Origin of the sequence: Pseudomonas sp. PDM14, from assembly GCF_014851905.1 — a bacterium.
Lineage (GTDB): Bacteria > Pseudomonadota > Gammaproteobacteria > Pseudomonadales > Pseudomonadaceae > Aquipseudomonas.
On sequence record NZ_JACVAQ010000001.1, the window covers coordinates 658852 to 678721 of the forward strand.

The window sequence follows — 19870 nt, forward strand, 5'->3', positions numbered from 1 at the left end:
CCGACCAGTCGTCGCTCAGAGGTCTCCAGCGGTCATTCCCGGCCATCGGCCATTGATTCGCCACTAGCGCATAACACAGGCATGTTTCAGAATCATGGCGTGCGGCAACTAAGACCTGCGGCATCTGTCTTAACACCATGGATTCTCACTGCCCTGTCTCAGGAGTTCCTGTGCGCACACCTAGTCGCTGGCTGCTGTCCCCTGCCGCGTCGCTGATTGCCCTCGGCACCCTCTTCATCCTGCTACCACTGGTCAGCCGCTTCTGGCTCGGCTGGTCGTACCCGGGTGGCTACGTGTCCGACCTGGCCATCGGCAGCCTGCTGCTGCTGCTGAGCTATCGCCGGCCGATTCTCGCGGTGCTGCTGATGCTGGCCTGGGGCGTGATGCTGCTGGGCAGCGCGGAACTGGTCGCGGCGGTCGGGCGCATGCCGGAACCGGGTGACCTGAAATACCTGACCGACCCACAGTTTCTCAGCCATTCCACCCAGGGCGCCGGCATCGGCAATCCCTGGCTGGCCATCGCCCTGATCGGCCTCGGCGTCGCCTGCGTGCTCACCGGCCGGCGCCGCTGGCCGGCCCTGTCGCGCTACGCCTATGCGCTGCCTGCCGTGCTGCTGCTCGGCCACGCGGCCGACCAGTACTACAACCCCAACGAAGCCGACCAGTGGAAGCAGTTCAACCTGCCGCACAAGCTGTTGGTGGAAAGCGTCAACAGCGCGCAGCTGCGTGCCGAAGACTGGCTGGACGGCGACGTCCCCGACAGCCCGCCGGACATTGCCGAACTGACCCGCCTGGACCTCGGCGGCACGCCGCTGCTGACCCACGCCGGCAAGGCGCGCAACGTACTGATCGTGACCCTGGAAGGTATTCCCGGGGCCTACATCGCCGAAAACCGTGCGGCGATCAACAGCAGCTACACCGAAGACCTGATGCCGCGCCTGAGCCGATGGGCCGAGCGCAGCATGAGCACACCGGACTACGTGCTGCATGGCCACCAGACCATCCGCGGCCTGTACGCCATGCTCTGTGGCGACTACGACAAGCTCGACTCCGGCACGCCCAAGGGCGTCGAACTGCTCAACAACGCCACGCGCAACGAGCAGTGTCTGCCGGCGCAGATGCGCTCGCAGGGCTTCAGCACGCATTTCCTGCAGGGCGCCGGGCTGCGCTTCATGGCCAAGGACCAGATCATGCCGCACATGGGCTTCCAGCAGACCCACGGCCGCGAGTGGTTCAAGAACAAGCCGTACCTGGAATTCCCCTGGGGCATGGACGACAAGGCCTACTTCGAAGGCGCACTGAAATACGTCAAGCAGCTGCGTCAGCAGAAACAGCCATGGATGCTCACCCTGCTCACCGTCGGCACCCACCAGCCCTACTCCGCGCCTCAGGAATACCTGGCCCGCTACCCGGGCGCCAAGCAGGCGGCCATCGGCTACCTCGACGACGCCGTCGCCGACTTCCTCGACGGCCTGGAAAAGCAGGGCGTGCTCAAGGACACCCTGGTCATCATCACGTCCGATGAATCCCACGGCCTGGAACAGGTGCGCCTGGCCTCCGCCTGGGGCTTCAACCTGGTGCTGGCGCCGGAGCAGACGACGCTGCCCAAGCTGAAGAACGGCGTCTACGGCCATATCGACCTGACCACCTCGGTGCTCGACTACTTCGCCCTGCCGGTGCCGGACAACATCGCCGGGCGTTCGCTGTTCCGCGACTACACCACGCACCGCGAGATCATGTCGTACACCAACGGCATGCTGCGCCAGCACGATGGCGAGACCTTCACCGAATGCAACTTCCAGCAGGTCTGCCGGCGCTACGCCAGCCCCGGTTTCATCGCCGACAGCGCGCGCTACCTGGGTCGCGTCAGTGGCAAGCAGGCCCGCCTGGTCAGCCAGCGCGCCGAGCTGCTCGACCAGTCGATCAGTGGTGGGCAGATCGGCCTGCACTACCAGTTCGCCAACCGCCAGCGCATCGACCTGCAGGCCAACGCCCGCGATGACTGGGCCGACAACCTGATCGGCGCGCAGTACCTGGAAATGCCCAAGGGCACACGCACCCGCGTGACCGTGAAGATCGAGGGCATGGGCCTGGATCGCAACGGCGCGCGGCTGCAATTGAAAACCAAGGAGTTCGACCGCAACGTCGCCCTCGACATCCCCGAGCTGCCGCTGCTGCAGCGCGGCAAGAGCATCGAGCTGAGCTTCGACTTCGACAACCCGGAAACCCGCAAGGCGTTCTCCTTCCACCTCACCGGCGAAGGCCGCGGGGCGATCCGCATCAGCGACTTCAGCGTGGTGACCGAGCCGATCCCGCCGGAGCTGATCGCCGCACAGAACGTGGAAGAGCCGCTGGAAGCCCTTCCCCACTAAGCAGGAAGAAACGGCGCCTAGGGCGCCGTTTTGCTGTCCAGGCCGATGCGCAGCAGCTTTCCGTCATCGTCATCCGTCAGCACGTAGAGGTAGCCATCCGGGCCTTGGCGGACATCGCGAATGCGCCAGTCATGCCCTTCCAGCAGGCGTTCCTCGTGCACCACCTTGCCGTCCTTCAGCTCCAGGCGCAGCAAGGCCTGATGCGCCAGCGCGCCGATGAACAGGCTGTGCTGCCAGGCCGGAAAGCGCTCGGCGGTGTAGAAGGCCATGCCACTGATGCCCGGTGATTTCACCCACACGTGATGCGGCGGCTCGGTGCCGTCGACCAGCTGCCCCTCGGCTTCGGGGATCGGCAACAGGCTGTAGTTGATGCCATGCGTCGCCAACGGCCAGCCATAGTTCTTGCCCGCCTGGGGAATGTTGATCTCGTCGCCACCGCGCGGGCCGTGCTCGTGCAGCCACAGCGTGCCGCTGCGCGGGTCGATGGCCGCGCCCTGGGCGTTGCGGTGACCATAGGACCAGATCTCGCCACGCGCCCCCGACTGACCGACGAAGGGGTTGTCGTCGGGAATGCGCCCGTCCGGATGGATGCGCACCAGCTTGCCCTGCAACTTGCCCAACTCCTGCGCCGTGGGCCGCTGGTTGTTTTCACCCAGGGTGATGAACAAGTAGCCGTCACGGTCAAACACCAGGCGCGAGCCGAAGTGGTTACCGGTGGACAGCTTCGGCTGCTGGCGGAAGATCACCTCAAAGCTTTCAAGGCCGCGCATGTCAGCGGTCAACTTGCCGCGCCCTACGGCCGTGCCAGCCTTGTCGCCCTCGGCATCCGCCTCGGCGTAGCTCAGGTACACCAGGCGATCAGTGGAAAAGGTCGGCGACAGGGCGACATCCAGCAAGCCACCCTGGCTCTTCGCGAACACCGCCGGCACGCCGGTCAGCGGCGGCGACAGCTGATTCTCGGCGTTCAACCAGCGCAGCTGGCCGGGGCGTTCGGTGATCAGGCTGCCCTGGCCATCGGGCAGGAAGGCCAGACCCCAGGGGTACTTCAACCCACCGACGACCTCCTTGACCTGCAGCGGGCCTAGCTCGCTGTTGTCCTCGCCCAGGGCCAACGCAGGCAAACCCAGGAGCAGGCTGCACAGCCCGGCGCGCATCAGCATCTTCGACATGATTTTCTCCAGACAGAATGGCAGCCCTGTTTTAACGCAATCCCGCTCGACGATGGGGACGCGTACAATCGCGGTTCATTTCATTTTGTGACACTGCCTCCATGAGCGAACCCGAACGCCTGTCCAAACGCCTGATTCAACTGCTGGCCTGTTCGCGCCGCGACGCCGAGCTGTACATCGAGAACGGCTGGGTCACCGTGGACGGCCAGGTGGTCGAGGAGCCGCAGTTCAAGGTGCAGGACCAGCAGGTCGTCCTGCTGCCGGGCGCAGTGGCGGAAACCCTGCCGCCGGTGACCATCCTGATCAACAAACCCGAGGGCCTGGGCTGCGGCCTGGGGGCCAACTCGGTGCAGCAACTGCTGACCATGGCCAATCACAGCGCCGACGACGCCAGCGGCATCCGCCCGCTGCAACGCCACCTCAACCGCCTCAACCTGATTACGCCGCTGGAGACCGACGCCAGCGGCCTGCTGGTGTATAGCCAGAGCCCGAGCGTGGTGCGCAAGCTGACCGCAGACGGCAACACCCTGGAACACGAATACACCGTGGAAACCAGCGGCACCCTTGCCGACAACGGCCTCAAGCGCCTGTCGTTCGGCTTGAGCTACAAGGGCGTAACGCTGCCACCGTGCAAAGTCAGCTGGCAGAGCGAGAACCGCCTGCGCTTCGCCATCAAGGCGGTGCAGCCGGGGCAGTTGCGCTTCATGTGCGAGAGCGTCGGCCTGCAGGTGCTGGGCATGCGCCGCCTGCGCATCGGCCGCACCGGGCTGGCCAAGCTGCCGGTCGGCCAGTGGCGCTACCTGGGGCCTAACGAGAAGTTCTGAGCCACCGCATCGAGCGTCGTGCGCGCCAGGCCCTTGCTACGACGACAACCTTCCCCGCCCGCTCCACCAACCGCAGGGTGCGCCTCTTCATACAGCGCACCCTACGGTGCCGCATCCGCCCTCAGTAATCGGCGTAGTGCTGCTCGATCTTCAGGTATTCGCCGCTGGCGCGGACCTTCTCCAGACCGCGGTCAAAACCCTGACGCTGTTCGTCGAGGCTGAAGCCGACGCTGTAGGGCGTGGGCGGCAGGACCATGTACCAGGTCAGCGGCTGGCGCACATCGACCTGCTCCGCCACCTGGGCATTGAAGTAGCGCAGGATGCGCGGATCCCCCACCACCACCTCGACACGCCGGCTGTAGAGCAGACGGTTGCGGTTGATCTGCAGCGCCTCCTCGCGGTAGCGCGGGTTGCGGTCGGCCATGGCCTGGAACTCCTTGCCGAGGAGAAAACGCGCGCGCTGGAAGGTACTTACCGAATGGCGCTGCAGATCGGCCACGCGGGTAATGCGATAACCGCGCGAGGCCAGCGCCACGGCGGCGTTGTGGTACTCGATGTAGGGCGCCGAGTAATAGGCGTCGATGCCGCTCTGGGAATTGGTGGTGGCGATGGCGTCCAGCTCGCCGCGGCGCAGCAGCAGGTGCAGGCGCTCCATCGGCGCATAGTGCGGCTCGAGCGTGAATCCCGCCTCGCGTGCCGCGGCAGCGACGATGTCGTATTCCAGGCCGCGCTGCTCGTTCTCGAACACATAGGGCGGTTTGTGCGTGCCGAAGCCGATACGCAACGCATCCGCCGACACCCCCGTCGCAGCCAGCACGGCAAACAGACCCAGCCAGACGTTAACCCGCATGCACTTCCCCTTCGCTCTGCGCGCAGCATAAGCCGGCAGCGCGTCGGCGTGCCATAACCCGCGCATATGCCGCCCGATTCATCCGCCGGCGACGCCAGCGGGCTAGACTCAGCGATCACTGCCTCGCGTCAGAACCAGGAGAACCTCATGCTCAAAGCCGAATATCAACGCCGTGGCCCGGTGCCACAGGACGTCATCGAAGCGGTCGAACTGACCCTGCCCGCCCTGCAGGCCGGCCAGGTGCTGATCAAGGTGCTGGCCGCACCGATCAACCCCTCCGACGTGCTCACCCTCACCGGCGAGTACGGCATGCTGCCGCCCCTGCCTGCCATCGGCGGCAACGAAGGCGTGGGCCGCGTCGAGGAACTGGGCGAAGGCGTGAGCAAGCTCAAGGTTGGCCAGAACGTGCTGCTGCCGGTCGGCTCCGGCACCTGGGTGACCCACCTGATCGCCGATGTCGACAAGCTGATTCCGCTGCCAGACGCCGACCCGCAACAGCTGGCCATGCTCACCGTCAACCCGCCGACCGCTTCGCTGCTGCTCAGCGAGTTCGTCGACCTCAAGCCGGGCGACTGGGTGATCCAGAACGCCGCCAACTCCGGTGTTGGCAGCTACCTGATCCAGCTGGCGAAGATTCGCGGCTTCAAGACCGTCAACGTGGTACGCCGCGAGGCAGCTGCCGAACCCGTGCGCGCCGAAGGTGGCGACGTGGTGCTGGTGGACGGCCCCGACCTGCACAAGCGCGTGCGTGAAGCCACCGGTGGCGCACCGATCATGCTGGCCATCGACGCAGTCGCCGGCACCGGCAGCGAACACCTGGCCAACTGCCTGAGCGATGGCGGCGTGATCGTCAACTACGGGCGCATGAGCGGCGAGCCGTGCCAGATCACCCCGAGCGCGTTCGTCTTCCGCGACGTGACCATGCGCGGCTTCTGGCTGGCCAAGTGGTTCCGTACTGCGAGCCAGGCCGACCAGTTCCGTGTATTCGGCGAGCTGATCCAGCTGATCGCCGCCGGCAAGCTGAAAGCACGCATCGGCGCGACGTACAGCATCGAGCAGATCAAGGACGCCGTAGCCGCTGCAGCCGGTGGCGAGCGTGACGGCAAGATCGTTCTGGTGCCCTGAGAAACACAAAGGGCGCCTCGCGGCGCCCCTTGTTGAACCTCGCGGGTGGCCCACGCCACCCGTTGTGCCATTCGCCGAGGCTTACTCGGCAGCCGGCTTCTTACGCTTGAGCGGCGCCAGGCCATCCTGGCTGACCACCGCAGACGGCGCGTTGTTCGGCCGGGCACTCGGCTTGCGCTTCGGTGCAGCGGCCTTGGCGCCGGTCTTCTTGGCGTCTTTCTTGTCGACCTTTTTCTTCTTCGGGCCAACCGCCTTGCCGGAAGCCTTGAGGTTCTTCGGCCCCTGGTAGATACCTTTCAGCTCCTTGATATTGCGACGCTCGAAACGCTGCTTGAGGTAGCGCTCGATACTCGACATCAGGCTCCAGTCGCTGTGGGTGATCAGCGAAATGGCCAGGCCGTCGCTGCCAGCACGCCCGGTGCGGCCGATGCGGTGCACGTAGTCATCGCCCGAGCGCGGCATGTCGAAGTTGATCACCAGGTCCAGGCCGTCCACATCCAGGCCACGCGCCGCCACGTCAGTGGCGACCAGAACCTTGGCACCGCCCTGCTTGAGGCGGTCGATGGCCAGTTTGCGGTCCTTCTGGTCCTTCTCGCCGTGCAGCACGAATACCTTGTGCTCGGCCGCCACCAGCTTGCCCCACAGGCGGTCGGCCTGGACGCGGGTGTTGGTGAAGATGATCGCCTTCTGGTAGGTCTCGTTGGCCAGCAGCCACTCGACCAGCTGTTCCTTGTGGTAGTTGTGGTCGGCCGTGATGATCTGCTGACGGGTACCTTCGTTGAGCTCGCTGACGCTGTTGAGCTTGAGGTGCACCGGCTCGCGCAGCACGCTGGCGACCATCTCGCGCAGGCCGTTGCCGCCGCTGGTGGCGGAGAACAGCATGGTCTGCTGACGGTTGCTGCACTCCTTGCCCAGGCGTTGCACGTCTTCGGAGAAGCCCATGTCGAGCATGCGGTCGGCTTCGTCGAGGATCAGCACTTCCACATCGTTGAGCTTGAGGGTGCCGGCATTCAGGTGCTCGAGCATGCGCCCCGGCGTGCCGATGAGGATGTCCGGCACCTTGCGCAGCATGGCCGCCTGGACCTTGAAGTCCTCGCCGCCAGTGATCATGCCGGACTTGATGAAGGTGAACTGGGAGAAGCGCTCGACTTCCTTGATGGTCTGCTGCGCCAGCTCTCGGGTCGGCAGCAGGATCAGCGCGCGAATGGTCACGCGCGGCGTGGCATCGCCGATCAGGCGGTTGAGCAGCGGCAGCACGAACGCCGCGGTCTTGCCACTGCCGGTCTGCGCCGTCACCCGCAGGTCACGCCCTTCCAGCGCCGGCGGAATAGCCGCCAGCTGTACCGGGGTCGGCTCGGTGAAGTTGAGCTCGGTCACGGCCTTGAGCAGGCGTTCATGCAGGGCGAATTGGGAGAACACGGGCGATACCTCGGAAAAATCGACAAACAGCTGCATAGGGTACCGGTTCTGCCGGCTAAAAGCCCGAGCGATGGCGCCGAGGCCACATACAACGGGCTGTGTGACGGCTCGGCATTGTCTGTATGCCCAGCCGTTTCGTAGGGATGATGACGCCCAGTTCATCCACTATGGCCCAGCTAAACACCTCCATTTGCAGCAACCGCACCACCGCCGTTTCCACCTCATCACACCCGCTTTCACGACGAGGCGCGCTACTCAAGCAGCACGCCGCGCCGGTAGAATGCGCGCCGTCGTCCAATCCCGGACGCCATGGGTTCCCTAACCCCATCCATCAAAAAGGTGCTGCCATGCTTCTGCTCCCCGAGCCGCGCCAGCGTATGGCGCTGGCCGTTCTGATCGCGTTCCACATTCTCATCATCATCGCCAGCAACTACCTGGTGCAGCTGCCGATCACCCTGTTCGGCCTGCATACCACCTGGGGCGCGTTCAGTTTCCCGTTCATCTTCCTCGCCACCGACCTGACCGTGCGCCTGCTCGGCAAGCGCAATGCGCGCCTGGTCATCGCCCGCGTCATGCTGCCGGCGCTGTTGGCGTCCTATGTGGTTTCGGTGCTATTTCAGGAAGGCGCGTTCCACGGCTTCGCCGCGCTGGGCGAATTCAACGAGATCGTCCTGCGTATCTCGGTCGCCAGCTTCCTCGCTTACGTGGTCGGGCAAATTCTCGACATCCAGGTGTTCGACCGCCTGCGCCGCCTGCGCCAGTGGTGGATCGCGCCGACCTGCTCGACCGTCTTCGGCAGCCTGGTGGACACCTTCGTGTTCTTCTCCGTGGCCTTCTGGCACAGCAGCGACCCGTTCATGGCCGAGCACTGGGTGGAAATTGCCACGGTGGACTACGGGGTGAAACTGGTCGTCAGCCTGCTGCTGTTCGTGCCGCTGTACGGTGTGCTGCTCAACGCCATCCTGCGGGTGCTCGCCGGGCGGGACAACACCGCGCAAGCCTGAGAAAAACCTTGGGTGGAAGACGCTGTTTTCTTCCACCCAAACGGGGACAGGTGATGGCTGCCGTGGATAGGCAGCCCGCGGAAAACGCTTCGCGGTTTTCCACCCTACGCATTTGATCGTTCCCACGCGCCTGCGTGGGCATGCATCCCTGGACGCTCCGCGTCCGCGGGGCGCCCACTCCACACAAGCGTGGCGCAGAGCGCCGCCAACGGCGTTGCCACGCGGAGCGTGGGAACGATCAGTGAACCTGCCTTACTTCACCTCGAACGACACCGTGGCCACGTGGGTCACGCTGTCGTACTTCTTGCCATCGACGGTGGCCGAGCCGTTGATCTGCGCCGCCACTTCCAGCACGTAGCGACCGGGGAATGGCGTATCCAGAACGACGCTGCCATCGGCCGCTGGCTTGAGCACGCGCGACCACTGCGCCGAGGTGTAGACGTTGACCTGCGAGGCGGATACCACGGTGCCCTTCCAGTGCAGCTGGAAGACGTTGCCGCCAGCGGTGGTCGGCACCAGCTCCAGGTCGGCCTTGGCCTTGGTTTCGCTGCGCCCTTCCTTGGCCGCGTAGAGGGTCAGGTTTTGCCCGTCCGGCAGCTTGGCGCTCAGGCGCAGGTCGCCTGGCTGCGCGCTGACAACGGCAAAGCCGTCGGCTTCACGGGTCAGCGCCTCGTTCTTGCCATCGGCGAGCTGTGCCTGCGGCTCCAGCAGCGCCGCCACGGGCAGGTGTTCACCCGGCTGGAAGGCGCTCAGGTGCGCCTTGGCCGGCTGCCCGGCAACGCGCTCGACCCACAGGTAATCGGCCTGCGCCAGCGGCGCGGCACACACCGCAAGGCCCAACACCAGGGCGCGACGTGCAGTAGAAACGAACATGCAAACTCCTTGTAGAACTTCAGGGAAACCCCAGGAAAAAATCGGGGGTTTCCTAATAAGACGGACGAGCGCGGAAAACCCTGCACACCCCCGTGCATTTTTCTCCAGCGATGGCGGTATTTACCCATTCTTGACAGTGCGCTGACCCTGCCCTTGCGGGGCGATCCCTATAGTGGCTGGCATCTGAAACTGTCCTGAACACGCCGATGCCCAGAATCCGCCCGCGCTACCTGATCCCCGCCCTCGCCGCCGTCATCCTCGGCGGCTATGCCCTGAAGACCTGGCTGCTGCCCGCCCCGACCACCAGCGGTCTGCTGACCGCCGAAGTGCGCACCGCCAACATCGAACAGACGGTGATCGCCACCGGCACGCTGGAGGCCTACAAGCAGGTCAGCGTCGGTGCCCAGGTGTCCGGGCAGATCACCAAGCTGCATGTCGACTTCGGCGACCAGGTCAAGCAGGGCGAGCCGATCGCCGAGATCGACTCGATGACCCAGCAGAACGACCTGGCCAATGCCAAGGCATCGCTGGCCAACGTCAAGGCACAACGCGCGGTGCAGGCGGCAACGCTGAAGAAGGTGCAACTGGCCTTCACCCGGCAGAAGTCGATGCTGGCGCAGAACGCCAGTTCCCGCGAAGACTACGAAACCGCCGAGGCCGACCTGGACACCGCCAAGGCCCAGGTCGCCGCCCTCGACGCGCAGATCCAGCAGGCGCAGATTCAGGTGTCCACCGCCGAGGTCGACCTCGGCTACACGCAGATCACCGCGCCCATCGACGGCACCGTGGTCGGCGTGGTGGTCAAGGAGGGCCAGACGGTGAACTCGGCGCAATCGGCGCCGACCATCGTCAAGGTCGCCCAGCTCGACCAGATGACCGTGCGCGCGGAGATTTCCGAAGCCGACGTGGTGCGGGTGAAGGCCGGCCTGCCGGTGTACTTCACCATCCTCGGCGAACCGGGCAAGCGCTACCAGGCCAGCCTGCGCATGGTCGAACCGGCGCCCGACTCGATCAACACCAGCGACAGCAGCACCAGCAGTTCCTCGTCCACCACCTCGACCGACACCGCCGTGTACTACATCGGCGTGTTCGACGTGCCCAACCCGGACGGCAAGCTGCGCATCTCCATGACCACCGAGGTCAACATCGTCCTCGACAGCGTCAAGGATGCGCCGAGCATCCCGGTCTCCGCCCTCGGCAGTGCCAACCGTGACGGCAGCTACACCGTGCAGGTGCTCGGCAAAAGCGGCAAGGTCGAGGAACGGCAGATCCGTACCGGCCTGGAAGATTCGATCAACGCCCAGGTGCTCGACGGCCTGCAGGTCGGCGACCAGGTGGTGCTCGGCGATGCCGCCGCCGGTTCGACCACGACGATGCGCATGCGCGGGCCGATGAGGCTCTGACATGGCACTCCTCGAACTGCGCGGCCTGCGCCGCGAATTCCCCGCTGGGGAACAAACCATCGCCGTGCTCAAGGATGTCGACCTGAGCATCGAACAGGGCGAGATGGTCGCCATCATCGGCGCTTCGGGCTCCGGCAAGTCGACCCTGATGAACGTGCTCGGCTGCCTCGACCGACCCAGCGCCGGCACCTATCGGATCGCCGGCCGCGAGACCGGCCAACTGAATGCCGACGAACTGGCCGAGCTGCGCCGCGAATACTTCGGTTTCATCTTCCAGCGCTACCACCTGCTCGGTGATCTGGACGCCGTGGGCAACGTGGAAATCCCCGCCATCTACGCCGGCAAGGACGCCGCCAGCCGCCACCAGCGCGCTGCGGCCCTGTTGCAGCGCCTGGGCCTGGGCGAGCGCCTGGGGCACAAGCCCAGCCAGCTTTCCGGTGGCCAGCAGCAGCGGGTGTCCATCGCCCGCGCGCTGATGAACGGCGGCCAGGTAATCCTCGCCGACGAGCCCACCGGCGCGCTGGACAGCCACAGCGGCGAAGAGATGCTCAAGCTGTTGCGCGAGCTGCACGCTGCCGGGCACACGGTAATCATCGTCACCCACGACATGAAGGTCGCGGAAACCGCCGACCGCCTGATCGAAATCAGCGACGGCTGCATCATCGCCGACCGCCGCCTGCGCGGCGGCGACGAGAGCGTGCGCGCCCTGCAGGAGCCGGCGCCAGCCCGCGAGGCGGGTGCGCTGAAAGCCGGCTTCGGCCAGTTTCGCGAGGCCTTTCGCATGGCCCTGCTGGCGATGCTCGCGCACAAGCTGCGCACCTTCCTGACCATGCTCGGCATCATCATCGGCATCGCCTCGGTGGTCTCGGTGGTCGCATTGGGCCAGGGATCGCAGCAGCAGATCCTGCAGAACATCAGCGCCATCGGCACCAACACCATCGACATCTTCCCCGGCAGCGGCTTCGGCGACCGCCGCTCGGCGCGCATCCAGACCCTGGTGCCGGCCGATGCCGAGGCGCTGGCCGGGCAGACCTTCGTCGACAGCGTCACGCCGTCGGTGTCCAACTCCGGCACCCTGCGCTACCGCGACCAGGCGCTGACCGTGTCGATGAGCGGCGTGGGCGAGCAGTTCTTCCGCGCCAAGGGCTACACCTTCGCCCAGGGGCGCGCCTTCGACGCCAAGGCGGTGCGCGAGTCGGCCCAGAGTGCGGTGATCGACGACAACAGCTACAAGAAGCTGTTCGCCGGCAAGCAGGCGCTCGGCGAGGTGATCCTGCTGGGCAACGTGCCGGTGCGCATCATCGGCGTGCTCGAGCCGATCCAGAGCAACTTCGGCGGCAGCGACCAGCTGCGTGTGTACCTTCCCTACACCGCCGTGATGAACCGCATGCTCGGCCAGGCGTACCTGGAGAGCATCACCGTGCGCGTGGACGACAGTGTGTCCAGCGACGCTGCCGAGCAGGGCATCATCCGCCTGCTCAAGCGCCGTCACGGGGTGCAGGACTTCTTCGTGATGAACACCGACACCATCCGCCAGACCATCGAGAAGACCAGCCAGACCATGACCCTGCTGATCTCGGCCATCGCCCTGATCTCGCTGCTGGTCGGCGGCATCGGGGTGATGAACATCATGCTGGTGTCGGTCACCGAGCGGACCCGCGAGATCGGCGTACGCATGGCGGTCGGCGCGCGGCAGAGCGACATCCTCCGTCAGTTCCTTATCGAGGCGGTGCTGGTATGCCTGATCGGCGGCACCCTCGGCGTGCTCTCGGCACTGGCCTTCGGCGCAGCGTTCAGCCGTTTCACCAGTGATTTCAGCCTGGTGTTCTCGGCCGGCTCGATCATCGCCGCCTTCCTCTGCTCCACCGTCATCGGCCTGGTGTTCGGCTACCTGCCGGCGCGCAACGCCGCGCGCCTGGACCCTGTCGACGCCCTTTCGCGAGAATAGAACCGTGACCCGATTTCCCGTTAAAACCCTGTCGCTGCTGGCGCTGGCACTCGCCCTGAGCGGCTGCGGCGCGCTGATCAGCACGCCCTACCAGCAACCGGCGCTGAACGTGCCCGACAACTGGCAACAGATTGCCGAAACCCAGGCCGGCGACCACGCCGACTGGTGGAAGGCCTTCGGCGATGCCCAGCTCGACCGCCTGGTGGAACAGGCCCTGGAGAAGAACAACGACCTCGGCAGTGCCCTGCTCAATATCCGTCGCGCCCGCCTGCAGGCCGGCCTGGCCCGTGAAGCGCAATGGCCGCAGCCCGGCGCCAGCTTCAATGCCAGCCGCAACCGCGACCTCGGCGGCGGGGGCAGCACCACGCACGGCTATGCGCTGACCGGCTCGGTGAGCTGGGAAGCGGACCTGTGGAACCGCCTCGGCAGCGCCACCGATGCCGCCGAGCTGGAAGCTCTGGCCAGCGAGCAGGACTACGCCGCCACGCGCCTGTCGCTGATCGGTACCGTCGCCACCCTGTATTGGCAGATCGCCTACCTTAACGAGCGCCTCGCCGCCAGCGCCGCCAGCGTCGACTACGCGCGGCAAACCCTGGAGCTGGTGCAGGTGCAGTACAACGCCGGCCAGGCTTCCTCGCTGGAACTGGCCGAGGCGCGGCAGAGCCTGGAAAGCCAGCTCGCCGCCGAGGTCGACCTGCGCCAGCAGCGCGTGGTGCAGCGCAATGCCCTGGCGGTGCTGTTCGACGGCGTCGCACCGGTGCTGATGGAGGAACCGCAGAGCCTGGCGCAGACCCAGCTGCCGGCAGTCGGCGCCGGCCTGCCGGCCTCGCTGCTGGCCCGTCGCCCGGACCTGCGCGCCGCCGAGCTGCGCCTGCGCAGCAGCTTGAAGAGCGTCGACGCCACCCGCGCCAGCTACTACCCGGACCTCAGCCTGACCGGCACTCTCGGCTACTCCAGTACCGCCCTCGGCAGCCTGCTGCAGAACCCGGTTGGCGCCCTCGGCGCCGGCCTCACCCTGCCCTTCCTGCAATACCGGCAGATGCAGCTCGACATCGATGTGTCGAAGACCGACTACCAACTGGCCGTGACCAGCTTCCGCCAGACCCTCTACGAGGCCCTGGCCGATGTCGAAAACAACCTCGCCGGGCGGCGCCACTACGCAGAGCAGGAAGGCATGCGCAACCGCGCCCTGGAAGCGGCGCAGGAAGCCGAGCGCATTTACCGCATCCGCTACCAGTCCGGGGCTGAAACCCTGCAGTCCTGGCTCGCCGCCCAGGAAACCCGCCGCGCCGCCGAGATCACCCGCGCGGAGAACCGCCTGAACCAGCTGCTCAACTACATCACCCTGAGCCAGGCGCTCGGCGGCGACGCGCAGACCCCGGCGCTTCCCCAGGGCTGAACACGTAGTCACGACCGCCCGGCGCATGCCGTGGCGGGTCGGGAAACTTAGACGTAGCGCACCGTTCAAAACCCCGAGCGGTCACCGACCGCGTTCAGGGCATCTCGATGAAACCCACACTGATCTACTACGTGGCCGCCAGCCTCGACGGCTATATCGCCCGCCCGGATGGTGGTGTCGACTGGCTCGACGCGGTCCAGCAGTCCGGCGAAGACCACGGCTACGGCGCCTTCTACGACAGCATCGACGGCCTGCTGATGGGCCGCAGCACCTATGACGGCGTGCGCGCCCTCGCCAGCCAGTGGCCCTATCCGGGCAAACCCTGCGTGGTGCTGACCCGCCGCCCCATGGACCTCGCCCCGAACACCGTGCTGGCGCGCCACTGCACGCCCACCGATGCGCTGGAGGAACTGCAGGAGCGTGAATGCCAGCGCGTCTGGCTGGTCGGCGGCGGTGCACTGGCCGGCAACTGCTTCGCCGCCGGGCTGATCGACGAGCTGGTGGTCAGCGTGGTGCCGTACCTGCTCGGCGCCGGCGTGCCGCTGTTCGCCACCGGCCTGGAGCGTTCACTCAAGCTGCACGAGCAACGCAGCTTCGCCAGCGGCGTGGTCCAGCTGCACTACCACGTGCTGCCGGAAACCACGCAGGACGAACTTCAGGAAGAATGAAGCCGCTGCCGCGCCTGCTTGCGCAGCAAGCGCGCACTGTCCCAGCCGGTCAGTAGCACCGCCAGCCAGATCGGCCCGTAGGTCCACAGCTGGCGCATGTCGAAGACTTCGCCGAGAAACACCACGGCCAGGCCGAACAGCAGCACCGGCTCGACGTAGCTGAGGATGCCGAACAGGCCCAGCGGCAACAGCCGCGCCGCCGCCATCATCGCGCCGAACGCCAGCGCACTGAGCAGGCCGAGCCCCGGCAGCAGCCACCACAACTGCGGCGCCTGGCCGAACACATCGTTGATGCCGTAGCGGTGGATAAGCCAGATGGCCAGCGGCGCCAGCACCAGCATCTCCAGGACGAACCCGGACAGGGCGTCCAGCTTCATCCAGCGCCGCAGCATGAAATACGGCGGGTAGCCCAGCGCGGCCACCAGCGTGACCCAGGAAAACGCCTGGGTCAGCCACAACTCGTGGGCCACGCCGAGCAAAGCGCAGAACACCGCAAAGCGCTGCAGCGGGCGCAGGCGTTCGCCATAGAACAGCCGCCCGACCAGCACCATCGCCAATGGCAGGAGGAAGTAGCCGAGGGAAACTTCGAGCATGCGCCCTTCCAGCGGCGCCCAGACGAACAGCAGCCACTGCACGCCCATCAGCAGGGCGGCCAACACCAGGGCCAGCACCAGCAACGGCTCACGGCGCAAACGGGCGAACGCGGCGCCGAGCACACACCACTGCCGCGCCAGTGCGACCAGCAGCAACACCGCCGGGATCGACCACAGCACGCGCTGGGCGAACACCTGCAAACCGTCGAGCGGCGCCAGCTCGCGTACGTAGCCGGGGATCAGCACGAACAGCACCGAGGCGCTGACCGACAGCACCACACCACGCCCCGAAAGATGCACGGTTACCTCACCACACCATTGAATGTGGCATATAGCAACACGCCGCGTTCAATATATCAAACACAGTTGCACATAGAGCGTGCGGTACAGCAGTCGTAGGCGCGGGAGAGCTTCAATAGTCGATGGTTCCCACGCTCCGGCGTGGGAACCGATCCACGGATGCTCCGCGTCCCACAGACGCAGAGCGTCTGCAGCGTCATTCCCACGCGGAGCATGGGAACGATCATCGAGTCGCCGTGCACGTCGTATCCACGCAGGTGCTAATACCGGCGCCGGGACGGCACGCTGCCTACCCAACCGATAGCTCGCCTGGTAGGTCGCTGGAGCGCGTCCTACCCTGCGGGTCCTGCCAGCGCTACCGTTTTTGCAGACATAAAAAACGGCCCGCCGGGAGGAGCACCCAGGCGGACCGGCAAGGGGGTCGAGCGACCCAGGAGAAATCGGTGGATCAGGCGACCTTGGTCAGCTGCTCGCGCGCTTCGGCCAAGCCTTTTTCCAGGAACTCGGGGCCCATGTTCAGGCCTTCGGCGTGGATGAAGGTGACGTCATGGATACCGACGAAGGCCAAGGCCTGACGCAGGTAGGGTTCCTGATGATCGAGGGCGCCACCGGCGTAGATGCCACCACGGGCAGTCAGTACGTAGGCACGCTTGCCGGTGAGCAGGCCTTGAGGGCCGGTGTCGGTGTACTTGAAGGTCACGCCGGCACGCAGCACGTGGTCGAGCCAGGCCTTCAGCGTGCTGGGAATGGCGAAGTTGTACATCGGTGCGGCGAGGACCAGCACGTCAGCGGCAACCAGCTCGTCGGTGAGCAGGTTGGAGCGGGCGGCGGCGGCTTTCTCCACCGCGTTCTGCTGCTCGGCGGGCTTCATCCAGCCACTCAGCAGGTCGATGTCCAGGTGCGGCACCTGCTCGACGGCGAGGTCGCGGACCTTGACCTGATCCTGCGGGTTGGCCGCCTGCCACTTGGCGATGAAGTCGGCGGTGAGCTGACGGGAAACGGAACCTTCGGTGCGTGCGCTGCTTTCGATAACCAGAACCTGAGACATGAGCTTTTCCTCCATCGGGGGTGTTGTGCGTCGATGGAGTTAGGTTATGGCTTGGACTATCGATTAAAAAGCGCAAAAAACCGCTTCAAATAATCGATTAAGTTGATTTGTTGGCAGCCTCGCACTAGGCTGCCAACCTCGGTATCACTTCAGGCGACAAGTCAGGTCGATACGCAGCTTGATGATGTTGCGGGCGAACTTGACCGTCTGGTTGCTGGTCTTGCCCGGTGCCAGTTCCACCTTGCGCGTGCGCGGCGCCTCCGGCCCGTTGCGGAACACGGTGGTGCAGGCGGCGGTGCTCTGCCCGTAGTTGTAGAGCATCACCGAGCCGATATCGCTGTCGACGTCCGAGGTGGTCACCGATACTTCGGCGCCATTGAGCGACTTGTCGACTTCGATCGGGTAGGCAGCGGCGGTCAGCGGCAACAATGCGACCAGCGCCAGGCAGAATTTATTCATTACGGCAGTCTCCTTGAGGAGGTGCCAAGAGTAGAGAAGAGGAAGCGACGATGAAAGCGCCCCGTGTCACCCTCGATCAATGGCGCACGCTGCAGGCTGTCGTCGACCATGGCGGCTTCGCCCAGGCGGCCGAGGTGCTGCACCGTTCGCAGTCCTCGGTCAGCTACACCGTGGCGCGCATGCAGGAGCAGCTCGGCGTGCCGTTGCTGCGCATCGACGGACGCAAGGCCGTGCTCACCGAAGCCGGCGACGTGCTGTTGCGCCGCTCGCGGCAACTGGTCAAACAGGCCAGCCAGCTGGAAGACCTCGCCCACCACATGGAACAGGGCTGGGAGGCGGAGGTGCGCCTGGTGGTCGACGCCGCCTACCCGACCGCCAACATCGTTCGCGCCCTCTCCGCCTTCATGCCGCAGAGCCGTGGCTGCCGCGTGCGCCTGCGCGAGGAAGTGCTGTCCGGGGTCGAGGAAGTGCTCAAGGAAGGCTCCGCGGACCTGGCCATCAGCGCCCTCAACATCACCGGTTACCTGCCCATCGAACTCAGCGAGGTGGAATTCCTCGCCGTGGCCCACCCGGAACACCCGCTGCATCGCCTGCAGCGTGAGGTGACCTTCCAGGACCTCGAAGGCCAGATGCAGGTGGTGACCCGCGACAGCGGCCGGGTGCAGCCGCGCGATGCCGGCTGGCTGGGCGCCGAACAGCGCTGGACGGTCGGCAGCCTGCCCACCGCGCGCACCTTCGTCAGCAGCGGCCTGGGCTTCGCCTGGCTGCCGCGGCACCTGATCAGCCGTGAACTGCAGGAAGGCCTGCTCAAGCCGCTGCCGCTGGAACAGGGCGGTGCGCGCATGCCGCGCTTCTACCTCTACTCCAACAAGGACAAGGTGCTCGGCCCAGCCACGCAGATCCTCATCGAGCTGATCCGCAATTTCGACGGCGCGCCGCTGGATGCACCGTTCGCCGCGCCGCCTTCGGCGCCCCTCTGAGAGCCTGTCCATGCCCTACTTCGAACACGCCGGTTGCCGGCTGCACTACGAGGACGTCGGCCAGGGTGAGCCGGTGGTGCTGGTCCACGGCCTCGGTTCGAGCGTCCGCGACTGGGAATACCAGACCCCGGCTCTCCGCGCCGCACACCGCGTGGTGGCCCTCGACGTGCGCGGCCACGGCCTCTCCGGCAAACCGCGCGAGGCCTACAGCATGCAGGCCTTCGCCGCCGACGTGGGCGCGCTGATCGAGCACCTGGGCCTGGGCCCGGTGCACCTGGTCGGCATTTCCATGGGCGGCATGATCGGCTTCCAGCTCGGCGTCGACCGCCCCGAGCTGCTGAAGAGCCTGACCATCGTCAACAGCGGCCCGGAAGTGATCGCGCGGAGCCTGGGCGAACGCTGGCAGGTGGCCAAGCGCTGGACCCTGGCCCGCCTGGTCAGCCTGCACACCATCGGCAAGGGCCTGGGCCGCAACATGTTCCCGCGCCCGGAGCAGGCCGAGCTGCGCGCCAAGATCGAACAGCGCTGGCCGCAGAACGACAAACGCGCCTACCTGGCCAGCCTCGACGCGATCATCGGCTGGAGCGTGCGGGAACGCCTGGCGGCCATCACCTGTCCTACCCTGGTCGTCACGGCCGACCGCGATTACACCCCGGTGGCGCAGAAACAGGCCTATGTCGACCTGCTGCCCAACGCGCGCCTGGTGGTGATCGAACGCTCGCGCCACGCCACGCCCATGGACCAGCCCGAACGCTTCAACGCCCTGCTCCTCGACTTCATCGACTCCATTGCCTCACCCACCCCCAACAAGGAACAACCATGCTGAAAAAACTCGCCTTCGCCGCCTGTGGTGTGCTGTTCAGTGCCCATCTGTTCGCCGCCCCCGTCGCCAACCCGCACGTCCTGCTGACCACCAGCCTGGGCGAAATCGAGATCGAGCTGGCCGAAGACCGCGCCCCCGTGAGCACGCGCAACTTCCTCGGCTACGTCGAGGAAGGCTTCTACAACGGCACCCAGTTCCACCGCGTGATCCCCGGTTTCATGGTCCAGGGTGGCGGCTTCACTGCCGACATGAAGGAAAAGGAAACCCAGAAGCCGATTCGCAATGAAGCCGACAACGGCCTGCACAACGTGCGCGGTACCCTGGCCATGGCGCGCACCAGCGACGTCAACTCGGCAACCAGCCAGTTCTTCATCAACCACGCCGACAACGCCTTCCTCGATCACAGCGGCCGCGACTTCGGCTACGCGGTGTTCGGCAAGGTGGTGCGCGGCATGGATGTGGTCGACAAGATCGCCCAGGTGCAGACCGGCAACCGCGGCATGCACCAGAACGTCCCGCGTCAGCCGGTGCTGATCATCTCCGCCACGAAGCTGTAATCCCCGTCCCGGCCTCGTGCGCGAGGCCGGGCGCTCCCCCGCACCGCCGCGCCGGT

General features: G+C 65.9%; 18 protein-coding genes. 11 read left to right on the forward strand and 7 right to left on the reverse strand.

Annotated elements, in window-relative coordinates; all coding sequences use genetic code 11:
* Positions 1 to 170 precede the first annotated feature (170 nt).
* Positions 171 to 2372, forward strand: coding sequence for an LTA synthase family protein (locus tag IB229_RS03045; RefSeq protein ID WP_318652073.1), 2202 nt, complete (start codon positions 171 to 173; stop codon positions 2370 to 2372).
* A 17-nt stretch (positions 2373 to 2389) separates the two neighbouring features.
* Here the strand turns inward: IB229_RS03045 and IB229_RS03050 are convergent, their stop codons facing one another.
* A complete protein-coding gene (locus IB229_RS03050; protein ID WP_192324833.1) occupies positions 2390 to 3541 on the reverse strand; it encodes a PQQ-dependent sugar dehydrogenase in 1152 nt (383 codons plus the stop codon).
* Between the two features lie 101 nt (positions 3542 to 3642).
* Between IB229_RS03050 and IB229_RS03055 the strand changes: the two genes are divergently transcribed.
* Positions 3643 to 4365, forward strand: a complete 723-nt coding sequence (locus IB229_RS03055) for an rRNA pseudouridine synthase (RefSeq protein ID WP_192324835.1) — start codon at positions 3643 to 3645, stop codon at positions 4363 to 4365.
* 121 nt (positions 4366 to 4486) lie between these two features.
* Here IB229_RS03055 and IB229_RS03060 read toward each other — a convergent pair whose 3' ends face one another.
* Positions 4487 to 5215, reverse strand: coding sequence for a substrate-binding periplasmic protein (locus IB229_RS03060; RefSeq protein WP_192324837.1), 729 nt, complete (start codon positions 5213 to 5215; stop codon positions 4487 to 4489).
* Between the two features lie 147 nt (positions 5216 to 5362).
* Here IB229_RS03060 and IB229_RS03065 point away from each other — a divergent pair, with 147 nt between their 5' ends.
* Entirely contained in the window at positions 5363 to 6340 is a 978-nt protein-coding gene (locus tag IB229_RS03065; protein ID WP_192324839.1) for a zinc-dependent alcohol dehydrogenase family protein, read from the forward strand.
* A gap of 81 nt (positions 6341 to 6421) precedes the next feature.
* Here the strand turns inward: IB229_RS03065 and IB229_RS03070 are convergent, their stop codons facing one another.
* On the reverse strand, positions 6422 to 7795 hold the full coding sequence (locus IB229_RS03070) for a DEAD/DEAH box helicase (RefSeq protein ID WP_225578902.1): 1374 nt from the start codon (positions 7793 to 7795) through the stop codon (positions 6422 to 6424).
* Between the two features lie 311 nt (positions 7796 to 8106).
* On the opposite strand from IB229_RS03070, the gene IB229_RS03075 reads away from it, so the two are divergent.
* Positions 8107 to 8763 (forward strand): 7-cyano-7-deazaguanine/7-aminomethyl-7-deazaguanine transporter, encoded by a 657-nt coding sequence (locus IB229_RS03075; RefSeq protein WP_192324843.1) that lies wholly within the window; start codon positions 8107 to 8109, stop codon positions 8761 to 8763.
* A gap of 252 nt (positions 8764 to 9015) precedes the next feature.
* Here the strand turns inward: IB229_RS03075 and IB229_RS03080 are convergent, their stop codons facing one another.
* Positions 9016 to 9636: a hypothetical protein gene (locus IB229_RS03080; RefSeq protein ID WP_192324845.1), complete on the reverse strand. Its 621-nt coding sequence runs from the start codon at positions 9634 to 9636 to the stop codon at positions 9016 to 9018.
* A 206-nt stretch (positions 9637 to 9842) separates the two neighbouring features.
* Here IB229_RS03080 and IB229_RS03085 point away from each other — a divergent pair, with 206 nt between their 5' ends.
* The 4 genes from IB229_RS03085 (at position 9843) to IB229_RS03100 (ending at position 15054) form a co-directional block, all read left to right on the forward strand.
* Positions 9843 to 11039, forward strand: a complete 1197-nt coding sequence (locus IB229_RS03085; protein WP_192324847.1) for an efflux RND transporter periplasmic adaptor subunit — start codon at positions 9843 to 9845, stop codon at positions 11037 to 11039.
* A 1-nt stretch (position 11040) separates the two neighbouring features.
* On the forward strand, positions 11041 to 12987 hold the full coding sequence (locus tag IB229_RS03090; RefSeq protein ID WP_192324849.1) for a MacB family efflux pump subunit: 1947 nt from the start codon (positions 11041 to 11043) through the stop codon (positions 12985 to 12987).
* Between the two features lie 4 nt (positions 12988 to 12991).
* Positions 12992 to 14386: an efflux transporter outer membrane subunit gene (locus IB229_RS03095; RefSeq protein WP_318652074.1), complete on the forward strand. Its 1395-nt coding sequence runs from the start codon at positions 12992 to 12994 to the stop codon at positions 14384 to 14386.
* A 107-nt stretch (positions 14387 to 14493) separates the two neighbouring features.
* The gene (locus IB229_RS03100) at positions 14494 to 15054 is read left to right on the forward strand and encodes a dihydrofolate reductase family protein (protein ID WP_192324851.1); all 561 of its coding nucleotides are present in this window, start codon (positions 14494 to 14496) and stop codon (positions 15052 to 15054) included.
* Here the strand turns inward: IB229_RS03100 and rarD are convergent.
* From rarD to IB229_RS03115, 3 genes are all read right to left on the reverse strand, one after another.
* A complete protein-coding gene (gene rarD / locus IB229_RS03105; RefSeq protein ID WP_192324853.1) occupies positions 15042 to 15947 on the reverse strand; it encodes an EamA family transporter RarD in 906 nt (301 codons plus the stop codon). The genes IB229_RS03100 and rarD overlap by 13 nt on opposite strands.
* Before the next feature lie 448 nt (positions 15948 to 16395).
* Complete coding sequence (locus IB229_RS03110; RefSeq protein ID WP_192324855.1) at positions 16396 to 16995, reverse strand: FMN-dependent NADH-azoreductase; 600 nt, start codon at positions 16993 to 16995, stop codon at positions 16396 to 16398.
* A 144-nt stretch (positions 16996 to 17139) separates the two neighbouring features.
* Entirely contained in the window at positions 17140 to 17454 is a 315-nt protein-coding gene (locus tag IB229_RS03115; protein ID WP_192324857.1) for a 3-phosphoglycerate kinase, read from the reverse strand.
* Positions 17455 to 17504: 50 nt separating this feature from the next.
* Here IB229_RS03115 and IB229_RS03120 point away from each other — a divergent pair, with 50 nt between their 5' ends.
* The 3 genes from IB229_RS03120 to IB229_RS03130 are packed head-to-tail and all read left to right on the forward strand — an operon-like array spanning position 17505 to position 19814.
* Positions 17505 to 18434, forward strand: a complete 930-nt coding sequence (locus IB229_RS03120; RefSeq protein WP_192324859.1) for a LysR family transcriptional regulator — start codon at positions 17505 to 17507, stop codon at positions 18432 to 18434.
* 10 nt (positions 18435 to 18444) lie between these two features.
* The gene (locus IB229_RS03125; protein WP_192324861.1) at positions 18445 to 19260 is read left to right on the forward strand and encodes an alpha/beta fold hydrolase; all 816 of its coding nucleotides are present in this window, start codon (positions 18445 to 18447) and stop codon (positions 19258 to 19260) included.
* Positions 19254 to 19814: a peptidylprolyl isomerase gene (locus tag IB229_RS03130; protein WP_192324863.1), complete on the forward strand. Its 561-nt coding sequence runs from the start codon at positions 19254 to 19256 to the stop codon at positions 19812 to 19814. The genes IB229_RS03125 and IB229_RS03130 overlap by 7 nt, the downstream gene beginning before the upstream one ends.
* Positions 19815 to 19870: the final 56 nt, after the last annotated feature.

Coding starts and splice junctions, on each gene's coding strand:
- IB229_RS03050 (WP_192324833.1), bottom strand. CDS start 3,541: ATGTCGAAGATGCTGATGCGCGCCGGGCTGTGCAGCCTGCTCCTGGGT.
- IB229_RS03055 (WP_192324835.1), top strand. CDS start 3,643: ATGAGCGAACCCGAACGCCTGTCCAAACGCCTGATTCAACTGCTGGCC.
- IB229_RS03060 (WP_192324837.1), bottom strand. CDS start 5,215: ATGCGGGTTAACGTCTGGCTGGGTCTGTTTGCCGTGCTGGCTGCGACG.
- IB229_RS03065 (WP_192324839.1), top strand. CDS start 5,363: ATGCTCAAAGCCGAATATCAACGCCGTGGCCCGGTGCCACAGGACGTC.
- IB229_RS03070 (WP_225578902.1), bottom strand. CDS start 7,795: ATGCAGCTGTTTGTCGATTTTTCCGAGGTATCGCCCGTGTTCTCCCAA.
- IB229_RS03075 (WP_192324843.1), top strand. CDS start 8,107: ATGCTTCTGCTCCCCGAGCCGCGCCAGCGTATGGCGCTGGCCGTTCTG.
- IB229_RS03080 (WP_192324845.1), bottom strand. CDS start 9,636: ATGTTCGTTTCTACTGCACGTCGCGCCCTGGTGTTGGGCCTTGCGGTG.
- IB229_RS03085 (WP_192324847.1), top strand. CDS start 9,843: ATGCCCAGAATCCGCCCGCGCTACCTGATCCCCGCCCTCGCCGCCGTC.
- IB229_RS03090 (WP_192324849.1), top strand. CDS start 11,041: ATGGCACTCCTCGAACTGCGCGGCCTGCGCCGCGAATTCCCCGCTGGG.
- IB229_RS03100 (WP_192324851.1), top strand. CDS start 14,494: ATGAAACCCACACTGATCTACTACGTGGCCGCCAGCCTCGACGGCTAT.
- IB229_RS03110 (WP_192324855.1), bottom strand. CDS start 16,995: ATGTCTCAGGTTCTGGTTATCGAAAGCAGCGCACGCACCGAAGGTTCC.
- IB229_RS03115 (WP_192324857.1), bottom strand. CDS start 17,454: ATGAATAAATTCTGCCTGGCGCTGGTCGCATTGTTGCCGCTGACCGCC.
- IB229_RS03120 (WP_192324859.1), top strand. CDS start 17,505: ATGAAAGCGCCCCGTGTCACCCTCGATCAATGGCGCACGCTGCAGGCT.
- IB229_RS03125 (WP_192324861.1), top strand. CDS start 18,445: ATGCCCTACTTCGAACACGCCGGTTGCCGGCTGCACTACGAGGACGTC.
- IB229_RS03130 (WP_192324863.1), top strand. CDS start 19,254: ATGCTGAAAAAACTCGCCTTCGCCGCCTGTGGTGTGCTGTTCAGTGCC.